Raw genomic sequence first — 13485 nt, forward strand, 5'->3', positions numbered from 1 at the left:
CAAGCTTAAATTGCTGCAACAACGTGTCTGTCGTAAAAAACTAGGTTCTAACAATTGGCGTAAAGCTCAAAAGAAAGTCGCCAAACTGCATGAATACGTTGCTAACAGTCGGAAAGATTGGCATCGTAAATTATCTCATCAAATCTGCCAAAATGTGGGAATGATTTTCGTTGAGGATCTGAATCTGATTGGGCTCTCTAGGGCGATGCTAGGGAAACATTGCTTAGACGCAAGCTGGGGTCAGTTCTTTACAATCCTAGAGCAAACTTGTTTGAAATATGGCGTGTACTTTCAGAAGGTAAGCGCTCGTAAAACGAGTCAAGTTTGCCCCAATTGTTTAGCAGAGACAGGAAAAAAACAGCTTGATGAGCGTACTCATTCATGCTCGAACTGCGGCTATACAACGGACAGAGATGTTGCAGCCGCTCAAGTAGTTCTAATTAGAGGACTTGCAGCCGTAGGGCATACCGCCTGTGATGCTTGCCTGCCAGTAAATTCATTGGAATCCCTGCGAATCAAGAATCCCCTCGCCTTTAGGCAGGGGTATGTCAAAGCAGAAGAACGCCTAGAAATCATCGAAACAGCTTCGCGGATGATGGGCGAAGAAATAGAAGAAAAAGCCCAGCGCAAAGCTGAGAGAAAGCGGAAACTCAGAGCCGCAGCAGAAGCAGCAGTCAAAGATTATATGCCGGGAGGTGCTTTACATGATTTGTGGTCAGCTCAGAGCGAACCCTATTTTGACTCCGAGGAAGAATGCCTTAACGCAGGGATAAAAACTAATGCGTAGAGGTGAAATCTGGCTGGTTGCGCTTGAACCTACTGTGGGTGCCGAAATCGGCAAAACCCGTCCGGTAGTAATTGTCAGTGATGAAACGGTGGGAATTTTGCTGCTTGAAGTTATTGTTCCCATCACTGACTGGAAAGAGCGATACACCGAGAGAAATTGGATGGTTCGGCTAGAACCCAGCGGCGAAAATGGCTTGACTAAAGTCTCCGCCGCCGACAGTTTTCAAGTCCGTTCCGTTTCCCAACAAAGATTTGTCCGATAACTCGGAACCTTGTCCCAGACAATTATGGAAGAAATTGCAGAAGCATTGACAATTGTTCTGGATCTGGATTGAATAACTAGGCAACAGCGCACAAATAGTGTTATTTATAGATAGATTGTATGGCGCGATGGCCTAAATGATTCCTATACAACTTACACTCAAAAATTTTCTCAGCTATCGCGAAGCCGGTTTAGACTTTCGCGGCCTGCACACCGCTTGCATTTGCGGACCTAACGGTGCTGGCAAATCCTCCCTCTTAGAAGCGATCGCCTGGGCACTTTGGGGCTGTTGCCGCAGCGATACAGAAGACGATATCATCCATATCGGCGAAACAGATGTGCGCGTTGATTTCACTTTCTCCACCGGCGGCCAAATCTATCGCGTGATTCGCAACCGCCGACGCGGACAATCGGGAAGTTTGGAATTTCAAGTAGCAACAAACCCCCCCTTCCCCCCCCTTGGTAAGGGGGGGCCACAAGAAGTGAATTCTTCCCTTGGTAAGGGGCGGCCACAAGAAGTGAATTCTTCCCTTGGTAACGGGGGGCCACAAGAAGTGAATTCTTCCCTTGGTAAAGGGGAGCCCGAAGAAGTGAATTCTTCTCCCCCCCTTAGTAAGGGGGGGTCGGGGGGGGTGAATTTTCGCACGCTCACAGACAAAGGTCTGAGAACAACTCAGCAAAAAATCCTCGAACACATCAAACTAGATTACGATACTTTCATCAACTCGGCGTATTTGCGGCAGGGGCGAGCTGATGAATTTATGCTCAAAAAGCCGATCGAACGCAAACAAGTTTTAGCCAACCTGCTCAAACTCGACTCCTACGATACTTTATCCGAACAAGCCAAGGATACCTCCAAACAATTTAAAGCTCAAGTCGAAGTGCTCAAACAGAGTTTGCTAACTGTACAAGAGCAACTGCAACAAAAAGAGACGATCGCCTCCGAACAAACTCAATTGCAGCAAGCAACCGATTTGCTCTCTTCACAGCAGCAAGCCGACACAACCGAGTTGCAGCAACTGCAACTCCAGCACCACAACCGCCAAACTTGGCAAAAACTCCTCGCCGGCCACCAGCAACAGCACTACAATATCTCTCAAGAATGCCGCCGCTTGCAGCAAGAACTCAGCGCAGCCAAACAGCAGCAAAATGAGCTGCAAGCCCTCCTAGGACAAGAAAATGAAATAACAGCAGGCATCGCGTATTTCCACAGCTTGCAAGCCACAGAAGAGACTCTCTCTGGCAAATTCAAAACTAACCAACAAGCCCAAAATCAGCGTCAGCAATTGCAAGAACAGCAGCGCGACGAACTGAGCTTTTTGGAAAGCAAAATTCAGCAGTTGCAAGCTCAATTAGATGTTTTAGAACAGGATGAAAAAGATGTTCTGGAGATTCTCAAACAGCAGCCGGAGGTTAACAAAGGACTCGCACAGTTGCAAGCAGTTCGATCGCGCCTCAACGAACTAGAGCAACTGCAATTGCAAGTTTCGCCGCTGCTACAACAGCAGCAGCAAAAGCAACAAAAGCTCGATCGCGCCCGCGCCGGTTTAACCGCCCGCTTAGACGAAATCAACCGACAGGTGCAAGTTCAGCAGCAGCAGCGACAGCCACAATTACAGCAGGAAATCTCGGCCATCGCCCATCAAATTTTGCAGTTGGAAAACAAGCGAGTTTATCAGCAGCGAGTCCGCGAAAAAGGTCAAGAAAGGCACGACTTTCTAGGAAACCTGCAAGCCAAAAGCCGCGACTATCAAACCAGACTCGCCGAGATCGACCAAAAACTGCAACTGCTGCGGAAAAATGAAGGAGAAAAAACCGCAGGCGAAGGTAAAGCCTCGAATTTTGCGGAAAACGAGCCATCGAATTCGCCTTTAATGGTGCAGGATGCAAATTTTGGCAATTGTCCTTTGTGCGATCGACCTTTAGACGAACACTACTGGAATTTGGTAGTCACAAAACACCACTCCCAACAGCAGGAAATCTGGAACCAACTGTGGGTAGTCCGCGAACAGTTGGCCGTCTCCGAGCGCGAAATTCAAGTCCTCAGACATGAATACCGCGAACTAGAAGAGGAATTAGCGCCCTACCAAGAATTGCGGGAACGCCGCAGCCATTTGCAAGCACAATTAGATGGACTAAGCCAAGACGAAAACCGACTGCAAAGTATGCGTCAAGACGCTGCGGAAATAGAGCGGTTGCTGCGCACTGGCGAGTATGCAGCTTCGGATTTGGCCGAACTCCAGCAAATCGAACAGCAACTGCAACAGCTCAATTACAGCGATAGCAGCCACTCCCTCGCCCGCAGCGATGAAAAGCGCTTGCGGTGGGCAGAAATTAAGCAAGCTCAAATCAAAGACGCTCAACAGAAACTGAATAAAATTAATGCCCGCCGCCCGGATTTGCAAACTCAATTAGCCACCGTACAGCAACAGCTAGAACAACAAAAAAATACCTCGGAAATACAGCAGCAAATTCGGTCTTTAGATAGATACATTGCGGAAATTGACTATAATTTGGAACAGCACGAACAGGTCCGGATCGAAATGCGCCGATCGCAGTTTTGGATCACCCGCGCCGAAAAACTGCGATCGGCAACTGTGCAGTACCCGCAAGTGCAGCAGCGGGTTAATGAAATAGCAAGTTCTATCGCTGTGCGCGATCGAGATTTGCAAGCTGTCAGCGCTCAAACTGCAGCGATGAACCAGCAATTGCAAGAATATCCCGATCCCACAGCCCGAATCAGCGCGCTCGAACAGCAAATGGGTCGCCGCCGCCAGCAGCTTGACCAACATTTGGGAAGTCTCGGACGCCTCCAGCAGCAGCAGCAAAATCTGGAAACTCTGCAAGTTCAGCTAGTAGCTCAAAAAGAGCAAATGCAAGTTGCCAAACGCCAGCAGCGAGTTTATCAAGAGTTGGGTCAAGCATTTGGTAAAAACGGCATTCAAGCTTTAATGATTGAAAATGTTTTGCCTCAACTCGAAGCTGAAACCAATCAGATATTGTCGAGATTGAGCGCGAATCAATTGCACGTTCAATTTATTACTCAGCGGGCTGCTGCTTCTAAAAAAGCAACTAAATTGATTGACACTTTAGACATTTTAATTGCTGATGCTCGCGGTACTCGCGCCTACGAAACTTACTCGGGCGGTGAAGCTTTTCGGATTAATTTTGCGATTCGGCTGGCGTTGGCGAGACTGCTGTCTCAGCGGGCGGGCACGGCTTTGCAAATGTTGATTATTGATGAGGGGTTCGGGACTCAGGATGCTGAAGGGTGCGATCGGCTGATTGCTGCAATTAATGCGATCGCCTCCGACTTCGCCTGCATTCTCACCGTTACCCATATGCCACACCTGAAAGAAGCTTTTCAAGCCAGGATTGAAGTAAGCAAAACTGCTCAGGGTTCTTGCATCAGCTTGTCAATTTAAAAGGGTGGGCGAGCCGCATGGAAGGAGGAGAAGAAACAAAATTTGAAAATATCAGTATTTTCAAATTTTGTTTCTTTTGGATCTGATATCAATTCCGGCAGTCAGGCCGGAATGATATCAAATCCGCGCCCAGAAAGTCGGGCGTAAAGTCGAATCCCGAGGCCAACAAATCAGGAGCGCAATTTTCATTTTTTTGACCCCTCCTTCTACAGTCTACAGTCAACAATGCGGACGGTGCAACCGGAATCGTAGCAGAGGGATGGTATATTTCCCTAACGCTAGAAAATCAAACAGTACCAGTAACGGTTGCAGAAATTCAACCGACCGCAGAAAAGAGTCTCGGTATAGATTTAGCAATTATTAACTACGCCTACCTATCCAATGGTGAACGAGCTAAAAACCCGAGATTTTTGAGAACATCTGCTGAAAATTTGGCAAGACTTCAAGCAAAGTTAGCTAAAAGAGTTAAGGGTTCTAAGTCTGGGAAAACTATCAAAAAGATTGTGCTCAGTTACGAAAGTGGCGGTGGTTCTACGTCACTCAAAAAATCCCTTGCATCGAGGGAAAAAGAAGCCTGCGGTGTAACGGTACGACCTTGACCGTCTGGTTTGTTCACCAATAAGATTATAGAATAAGAATGGCTTAACCTGTTTATAACTTTTTATTGTTCTGTCCGCTCCTTGGGAGTTTGGATATTGCTACTGATGACAACAGACTCTTTCCACCTGTCTCTCCTAGAGCGGGCGATCGCAGCATCGAGCAACAGCATCCTCATCGCCGATGCTAGCAGGCCTGACACACCTATTATCTACTGCAATCCTGCTTTTGAGAAACTGACTGGTTACAGTAGCGAAGAAGTTATTGGACGCAACTGCAGGTTTTTGCAGGGCCCCGATACCGATGCCGCCGAATTAGACAAACTCCGCAGCAGTTTACGAGCCCGAACGGAAATTAAGGTAGTTCTCAAAAATTACCGCAAAGACCAAACTCCTTTTTGGAACGAATTAACCGTTTCCCCCATCCTAGACAATGAGGGAAATTTAACTCATTTTATCGGAGTTCAAAACGATATTAGCAAAAGAGTAGCAGCCGAAACAGCCCTGCAAGAAAGCGAAGAAAGATTGCGGGCGATCGCCACTGCGACTCCAGTTCCCATGTTAATTACGCGCCTAGAAGACAGCGTTATTTTGTATGCAAATCCTGCCCTTGGGGAATGTTTAGGTTTGAGTTACGAACAACTTATCGCTGGCAAGAATAATGAATTTTATGCCAATATCAACGACCGCCGTCAATTGCTAGAATTAGTAAAACAAAACGGCTTTAGCGACAGCGAACAAATCTGTCTCAGGAAAGCAAACGGCAGTTTTTTTTGGGTAAAACTGTCGATGAGATCGATTAATTTTAACGGCGAAGCAGCAATTTTATCGGCATTTTACGATATTACAGATCGCGTAGAAGCAGAAACAGCATTACGGCAAAGCGAAGCGAGGTTTCAAAAACTAGCCGCCAACCTTCCCGGAATGATTTATCAATTTCAGTTAGCAGCAGACGGTACTGTGTCATTCCCCTACGTCAGTTCCGGCTGCCGCGAACTCTGGGAATTAGAACCTCTTGTACTCCAAAATTCAGCTATTCCTGCGTTCGAAATGCTTCATCCAGAAGATGTGCAAAGCTTCCAGGAATCTTTTGCCATGTCAGCTAAAACTTTAGAACCTTGGCGGTGGGAAGGCAGATTAGTTTTTCCGGGCGGTCGGATCAAGTGGATTGGCGGGGCTTCCCGACCAGAATCGGGGGAAAAAGGTGAGATTATTTGGGACGGCTTGTTGATTGACATTAGCGATCGCAAACTTGCAGAATTAGCACTGCGGCAAAGCGAAGCCAGATTTCAAAAAATGGCCGCCAACGTGCCGGGAATGATTTATCAATACTTGCTGCATCCCGACAATTCCGATGAATTCATTTATGTCAGTTCCGGCTGTTGGGAACTCTACGAATTAGATCCAGAAAAAGTTCAAATAAACTCCGATTTAATGTGGTCAACGGTTCATCCAGAAGACCTAAAACCCCTGTTAGAATCAGTCGCAATTTCAGGCAAAACTTTAAAACCTTGGATATATGAAGGGCGGATCGTAACCCGATCGGGAAAACTGAAATGGATTCGCGGCATCGCTCGCCCCGAACTGCAACCGGGCGGCGATATACTGTGGGAGGGTGTGACAATCGACATCAGCGATCGCAAGCTAGCAGAAATCGCCCTGGGCCAGTCAAAAATCGCCCTGCAACAAGCCAACCAAGAACTTGAAAAGCGCGTCCTAGAACGTACCGAAGCCTTGCAAACATCCCAAAAAATGCTGTGGTTGGTAATCAACAACATTCCTCAGTTAATCGCCTGGAAAGATCGAGATTTAGTTTACTTGGGATGCAACAAAAACTTTGCCAAAGTCGCAGGTTTTAATCACCCCAGTGAAATCGCCGGTCTCACCGACTTCGATATGCCCTGGAAGCCCGAAGAAACACAGTTTTTTCGAGCCGGCGACCGCCGCATCATGGCAACCAACACCCCAGAATATCACATTATAGAATCCAAAATGCAAGCCGACGGCACCCAGTGCTGTCTGGATACAAATAAAATACCTTTACACGACAATTACGGCAATGTTGTCGGCATTTTGTCTACGTTTGAAGACATCACCGATAGGCTTTCCCTAGAAGCTCAAGTCCGGGCCAGCGAGGAATTATTTCGCAAAATCTTTGAAGATGCACCCATCGCTATCTACTTAGCCAATTTAGACGATAACAAGTTAGTGCGAGTCAATAAGACTTACTGCGAAATGCTGGGATATACCGCCACAGAATTGCTGGCCAAAACATTTATAGAAATTGGGCATCCCGAAGATAATCCCAAAAATCTCAAAGTTTCTGCTTCTCTGGATCGGGGAGAAATTACGAGCTATCAACTCGAAATTCGCCAGATGGCGGCTACAGGTAAGATTGTTTGGGTAAACGTGACAGCTACTTTGATTCGAGACGGCGAAGGAAAACCTATTTATAGGTTAGGGATGATTGAAAATATTACCAATCGCAAAATTTCCGAAGCAGCACTCCAAGCTTCCGAATCTCAATTGAGAAAACAAGCAGCCCAATTGCAAGAAGCCTACGAACAGCTACAACACGCTCAAATCCAATTAGTTCAATCAGAAAAAATGTCGAGCCTCGGTCAGATGGTGGCTGGCATCGCCCACGAAATCAACAATCCCGCAACTTTTATTAACGGCAATATTTCTCACACATCCAGCTATTTTCACGATTTAATAGAGCTATTGAATCTCTACCAGGAATGCTACCCGTCCCCAGTTCCTCAGATTGCTGCAAAAATTAAGGAGTTAGAGTTAGAGTTCCTGAAGGAAGACTTGCCAAAAATGCTAAATTCCATGAGAGTAGGAGTAGAAAGAATCAGTAAAATAGTGTTGTCGATGCGGAACTTTTCGCGGCTGGATGAATCAGAAATGAAGTTGGTAGACATTCACGAAGGAATTGACAGTACGCTATTAATTGTGCAGCACAGATTGCATCAGGGAAGTAGAAAAAGCCGGATTGAAATTATTAAAGAATACGGAAATATATCGAAAGTTTACTGTTGTGCGGGGCAGTTAAACCAGGTATTTCTCAACATTATCAGCAATGCGATTGAGGCTCTACAAAACCAACCGCAACCTCGGACGATCGTAATTCGCACTGAAATGAAAACAGCGGAGTTGAAAAGCCATAATAAAAGCCAGCTCAGTCATTGCGATCGCATCGTCATTTGCATCGCCGACAGCGGCCCGGGAATGACCGAAGACGTTCGCAAGCGGCTATTTGACCCCTTCTTCACCACCAAGCCCGTAGGGTCTGGAACCGGCTTGGGATTATCCATCAGCCATCAAATTGTGGTAGAAAAACATAGGGGAAGCCTGCGGTGCATCTCAGCGCCCGGACAGGGAGCGGAATTCTGGATTGAAATCCCCTGCTGAGCGATCGGAAATTAATTTAAAAGTTTCAAGATATAACTTTTAATTCCCAATTGCCGTCGGTGCTTGAGTTATCAGGGTTTTGAATGAACCGCACTCAGAGGCCGAAAGAAATCGCATTCAGCGGTGTGCTAATCTGCTGCCCTTACTCGCTAGGCAATTATGCTGAAAAAACTACCTTTATCCTGGTCTCGCTACATTCCAGCCGGGTTGACGCTGGCTTTTGGTGTGGGACTGTCGCTGCTGACATTCGCGTTGGTTTGGGCCTGGGAAGACAACCGCCGCGACTACGAAATGCACCGCCGCATCGACGATATTTCGATCGGCATCGAACGCCAGCTAAACTCCGACTTAGATAGTGTTCTCGCCCTCAGCGACTACATGAAAGCCTTCAGCGCCGTCGAGCGTTCCTCTTTTGCCAGGTTTGTCGCCCGTCCCCTAGCCGTCCACCCCAGCCTGCAACTCCTGGCTTGGGCTCCCCGCGTCCCCAATTCCGAGCGGCGCAACTACGAAGCCAAAGCCAGAACCGAAACTGACCCCAGCTTCGAGATTACAGAGCGCAGCCCCCGAGGAGAACTGCGCCAGGCCCTCCAGCGTTCCGAATACTTCCCGGCTTTCTACGTCGAACCAACAGCCGGAAACGAGACAGCATTGGGCTTTGACCTCGCCTCCTACCCAGCAATCCGCGTCGCGCTCGATCGAGGGCGCGATACTGGAGAAATGATTGTCACCAACTACACAGGCCTAACTCAGGGCAATTCCCCGGAACTAGGTCTTTTGGCAATAGTTCCGATTTACGGAAACAGCATTAAACCGACTACCCTGGAATCCCGTCGCCAACTGCTACAAGGATTTGTTGTGGGCGTATTTCGAGCCAAAGATATTTTCCAAGCTTCTTTAAAAGGACGCAATACCGACTACCTCACTATTTATCTTGCCAGCGATGCTCCCCAGAAGCAAGAAGCACGGTCGCTGTTACCGCAAAGGGAAAACCCGGTTCTGAAAAATCTGCCTGCTGACGGCCAAATTCAGCAATTTGCGGTGCTGTTCGACTCCGCCAGCCAACAAGTGCTTCCAGCATCAGCAGCTGTGGAACGATCCCTCCGGCCAGACTGCCCGATTCTTGACAATCCAGGCCCGGATTATACAGCTTGCAAAAGGCCACTGAAAATTAGCGGCCGCCAGTGGTCTCTGTACGTGTCGGCAACGCCGGAAATTCGCAAAACTCGCAAGCACTGGCGCTCTTGGGGAACTCTGACGATGGGGATGCTGTGGACTCTGATTCCGGTGACATATATGCTGACAGCTTTGAGCCGCACCGCCCAAATCGAAAAGCTAGCCCGAGAAAGAATTCGCCAAGCCGAACAGTTGCAGGCTGCTTACCTACAGTTGGAACTCGAACAAGCTAAATCCGAGCAACTGCTGCTGAACGTTTTGCCGGCTGCGATCGCCCTGCGTTTGAAGGCCAACGAACACAATATCGCCGAAAGTTTTGCGGAGGTAACTGTGATGTTTGCGGACATTGTGGGGTTTACAGAGCTTTCGTCGAGAATTTCAGCGACAGCAGTGGTGGAAGTGCTCAACGATATTTTTTCGGCTTTTGACCACTTGGCCGATCGCCACGGTTTGGAGAAAATTAAAACTATTGGCGATGCTTACATGGTTGTCGGCGGTTTGCCTACGCCCCGAGAGGATCACGCCGAGGCGATCGCGAACATGGCGATCGATATGCTGCAGGAAATTCGGATCCTCAGTTTAGAGCATTCGGAACCTTTCAGCATTCGGATCGGGATTTGCAGTGGCCCTGTCGTTGCCGGCGTCATCGGCTTAAAAAAGTTTATTTACGACCTCTGGGGCGACACAGTAAATATTGCTTCGCGCATGGAATCCCACGGGATTACCGGCTGCATTCAAGTCACCGCCGAAACCTACGAGCTCTTAAAGGATAAATACACTTTTGAGAAGCGCGGCGCTATTCAAGTTAAGGGCAAGGGATACATGGTTACTTATTTGCTGACTGGGAAAAAAGATTATTGACTCAGCTCAAAAATGGATACAACCCTCCGCCTCCTGTTGTGGATAGAGCAACATTTTAGACTCTTGTTCAAGCTCCCAGATTTATCTATGGAGTCAATCTAAAATCTAAAATCTAAAATCTAAAATCGATTGACTCAGCTCAAAAACGGATACAAGCCTCCGCCTCCGGGATCGACTAAGACTTTCGATCGCAAAGCTAAGATATGATAAGCTCAAGGTATTCTATCACGCCTGCACCAACTGAGGAAAAACCATGACGACGCTGCTAATTCAAACCGAAAGCGTCCCACTGACGGTCAATTTCCCTGCGATCCAATCGATGACTGTTGAACAGTTCTATGAATTCTGTCTAGTTAATCGCGATTTGAGAATTGAGCGTACAGCCAGTGGGGAAGTCATTATCATGTCACCAGCCTTTTCAGATACAGGGAACCGCAACTTCAAGATTGCCGTACAATTGGGGAACTGGGCAGAAGAAGATGGCACAGGTGAAACGTTTGACTCCAGTGCAGGCTTTACCTTGCCGAATGGAGCAACCCGCTCCCCCGATGCCTCATGGATTAAATTAGAGCGCTGGAATGCCTTAACTGAAGAACAAAAAGCCTCATTCGCACCGATTTGTCCAGACTTTGTGATTGAATTGCGGTCTGCTAGTGACACTCTCAAGGGATTGCAAAACAAGATGCAAGAATATATTGAGAACGGTGTATCGCTCGGCTTTTTGCTCGATCGCAAAAACAGAAAAGTCTACATCTACCGTCCCGATCGCGAACCTGAAATCTTAGATAATCCTGAAACAGTCAGCGCAGATCCAGAGTTACCGGGATTTGTCTTGCGGATGGCAAAAATCTGGTGATGCGCGATCGTTACACCATACTCAAAGACATCAATTCATCTGTCATTTCAAAATTCGCCGTCACACTTTGCACGTCGTCCAAATCTTCCAGTGCATCCATTAACTTAAGGAGCGATCGAGCTTTTTCAGGAGTGTCTATTTCCACTGTATTGCTCGGAATCCAGCGATTTTCCGACTGCAAAACTGCCAATTTTTTTTGTTTCAAAACATCAGCCAGCTTTTCCAAATGAGCCACACTTGTAAATACCTCTGCACCTTCAGTATCCTCATCAATTAATATCAAATCATAAGATTCCGCAGCCGCCTCTAGCGACGCTTCAAACAATTGTTCCTCATCAATCGGGCCGCGTACCGTACAAACTCCTTTGTGGTCAAACATCCAGCCCACACAACCAGTTTCGCCCAGGTTGCCGCCATTTTTAGTAAAAGCTTCTCGCAAGTCAGCCGCTGTGCGGTTGCGATTGTCTGTCAGCGCTTCAATCAGAATAGCAACCCCGCCAACGCCGTAACCTTCGTAGCGAATAGCTTCTAATTCCGAACTTCCCCCCGCCAAGCCAGCACCTTTGGCGATCGCCCTTTCTATGTTTTCATTAGGAATATCTGCCGCCTTGGCTTTTTCAATAGCCGTCCGCAGTTGAAAATTCCCAGCGGGATCGGGAACTCCGCTGCGGGCCGCGACAATAATTTCGCGAGATATTCTCGCAAAAACCTTGCCTTTAACGGCATCAACTCTAGCTTTTTGGCGTTTAATATTCGCCCACTTACTGTGTCCAGCCATACCGATTTGAGATTTTCGATTTAAAATTTGCGATCGAGATTAAACAATAACACCCAGATTCTCACTGATCGGATTAACGTAGGGTGCGCCGGGTCGCGCACCTTACACACATAGCATAGAATGCGATTTTTCGCACTAATCTCAACTTTAATTAAACCGGATAACGGCTTCAGAGTCAGTCAGGTGAGAAGTATCGCCATTAAGTGCGATCGACCATTCTCCCTCTCCGCGCACCACTTTCACCAAACAGCACAAAGAAGCGTTAATTTCCGTTTCAGCACCGCCAGCCAGCCCGATCGCAGTTCCCAAAACCGACGCACCGTGACCTACTAATAACATATCTTCGGGAAACTCAGCCGCGAGGCGTTTAGCAGTTTCCCCCGCCCTTTTGAAACAAGCTTCCCCAGTTTCGGGATAATTAGCAATACCGCCTTTGTAGGAAGCATCAATCCTGGGAAAACGCCTGCACAAAGCTTCGACGGACTCAGTTTCTGGCATTTCTGGCATCCATTCCGGATTCAGCCATTCGCACAGTCCCCACTCTAGTTTAATTGACAAATCGAGAGCTTCGGCCGCGTGATTTGCTGTTTGGACAGTTCGCAGAAAAGGGGAAGCAAAAATATGAGAAATTCCTTCTCCTTTGAGGCGATTGGCGAGTTGTTTGGCTTGAACGTGACCGTCTTCGGAAAGGTGGGGGTCATAGGGGCGTTCTGCAGTGAGAAACCAGTCGGGGTTAATGAAGTCGATGCGGTTTCCGTGTCGTGCGATCCAGACTGTTTGCGGCATGAGTTGGTTTGAGTTTTGCTTCTAGGTGTAATATTATATCAAAGATGCTGATTTGGGCTCTTTATGAAATTCGAGTGGGATGAAAACAAGGCTGCGGTAAATTTGTCCAAGCATGGCATCTCATTTGAGGAAGCCAGAACGGTTTTTGACGATCCCCTCTACGTCGATTTCTACGATCCGGATCACTCTGAGGAAGAAGATCGCTATATTATTGTTGGAGAGTCCCAGCAAGGTAATTTATTGATAGTGTCCTATACAGAAAGAGCAGATTTAATTCGTTTGATTAGGGCTAGAAAAGTAACACGAGTGGAGCGAAAAGTTTATGAAGAAGGATGAAACAGGGATGGACGATGATCTTCGGTCGGAATATGATTTGAGGAAGTTGCGTGTAAGAAGGGTAGGATCTGGACGAAAGACCTTTGGTGGTGTAAATATTCGTTTAGAACCGGATGTTGCAGAGATGTTTCCCGATTCTGAAGCAGTAAATGAAGCTCTGCGGTTTTTGATGAGAATTACTAAAGAAAACGTGGTGTCCGAGAAATAAG

11 protein-coding genes are annotated in these 13485 nt (G+C 47.4%); 9 read left to right on the plus strand and 2 right to left on the minus strand.

Annotated features, from left to right (window positions below; all coding sequences use genetic code 11):
* The 7 genes from ACUVJL_RS20675 to ACUVJL_RS20705 all read left to right on the plus strand — a co-directional run.
* The coding region (locus ACUVJL_RS20675; protein WP_445247548.1) for an RNA-guided endonuclease InsQ/TnpB family protein at positions 1-787 on the plus strand (787 nt) is incomplete at its 5' end.
* Positions 780-1049, plus strand: coding sequence for a type II toxin-antitoxin system PemK/MazF family toxin (locus tag ACUVJL_RS20680; RefSeq protein ID WP_445247549.1), 270 nt, complete (start codon positions 780-782; stop codon positions 1047-1049). The genes ACUVJL_RS20675 and ACUVJL_RS20680, both read left to right, overlap by 8 nt.
* 136 nt (positions 1050-1185) lie before the next feature.
* Complete coding sequence (locus ACUVJL_RS20685) at positions 1186-4473, plus strand: AAA family ATPase (protein WP_445247550.1); 3288 nt, start codon at positions 1186-1188, stop codon at positions 4471-4473.
* Between the two features lie 266 nt (positions 4474-4739).
* Positions 4740-5072 (plus strand): transposase, encoded by a 333-nt coding sequence (locus ACUVJL_RS20690; protein ID WP_445247558.1) that lies wholly within the window; start codon positions 4740-4742, stop codon positions 5070-5072.
* Between the two features lie 105 nt (positions 5073-5177).
* Positions 5178-8486: a PAS domain-containing sensor histidine kinase gene (locus ACUVJL_RS20695; RefSeq protein ID WP_445247551.1), complete on the plus strand. Its 3309-nt coding sequence runs from the start codon at positions 5178-5180 to the stop codon at positions 8484-8486.
* A 159-nt stretch (positions 8487-8645) separates the two neighbouring features.
* Positions 8646-10520 (plus strand): adenylate/guanylate cyclase domain-containing protein, encoded by a 1875-nt coding sequence (locus tag ACUVJL_RS20700; protein WP_445247552.1) that lies wholly within the window; start codon positions 8646-8648, stop codon positions 10518-10520.
* A 253-nt stretch (positions 10521-10773) separates the two neighbouring features.
* Positions 10774-11376, plus strand: coding sequence for a Uma2 family endonuclease (locus tag ACUVJL_RS20705; protein WP_445247553.1), 603 nt, complete (start codon positions 10774-10776; stop codon positions 11374-11376).
* A 10-nt stretch (positions 11377-11386) separates the two neighbouring features.
* Here ACUVJL_RS20705 and ACUVJL_RS20710 read toward each other — a convergent pair whose 3' ends face one another.
* Positions 11387-12154: a YebC/PmpR family DNA-binding transcriptional regulator gene (locus tag ACUVJL_RS20710; protein WP_445247554.1), complete on the minus strand. Its 768-nt coding sequence runs from the start codon at positions 12152-12154 to the stop codon at positions 11387-11389.
* Between the two features lie 147 nt (positions 12155-12301).
* Positions 12302-12940 carry a histidine phosphatase family protein gene (locus tag ACUVJL_RS20715; RefSeq protein WP_445247555.1) on the minus strand — a complete coding sequence of 213 codons (639 nt, stop codon included), beginning with the start codon at positions 12938-12940 and terminating at the stop codon, positions 12302-12304.
* A gap of 63 nt (positions 12941-13003) precedes the next feature.
* Between ACUVJL_RS20715 and ACUVJL_RS20720 the strand changes: the two genes are divergently transcribed.
* Positions 13004-13276, plus strand: a complete 273-nt coding sequence (locus ACUVJL_RS20720; RefSeq protein ID WP_445247556.1) for a BrnT family toxin — start codon at positions 13004-13006, stop codon at positions 13274-13276.
* Complete coding sequence (locus tag ACUVJL_RS20725; protein WP_445247557.1) at positions 13263-13484, plus strand: hypothetical protein; 222 nt, start codon at positions 13263-13265, stop codon at positions 13482-13484. Before ACUVJL_RS20720 ends, ACUVJL_RS20725 begins: the two co-directional genes overlap by 14 nt.
* Position 13485: the final 1 nt, after the last annotated feature.

This window comes from Microcoleus sp. OTE_8_concoct_300 (assembly GCF_031383065.1).
Lineage (GTDB): Bacteria > Cyanobacteriota > Cyanobacteriia > Cyanobacteriales > Microcoleaceae > Microcoleus.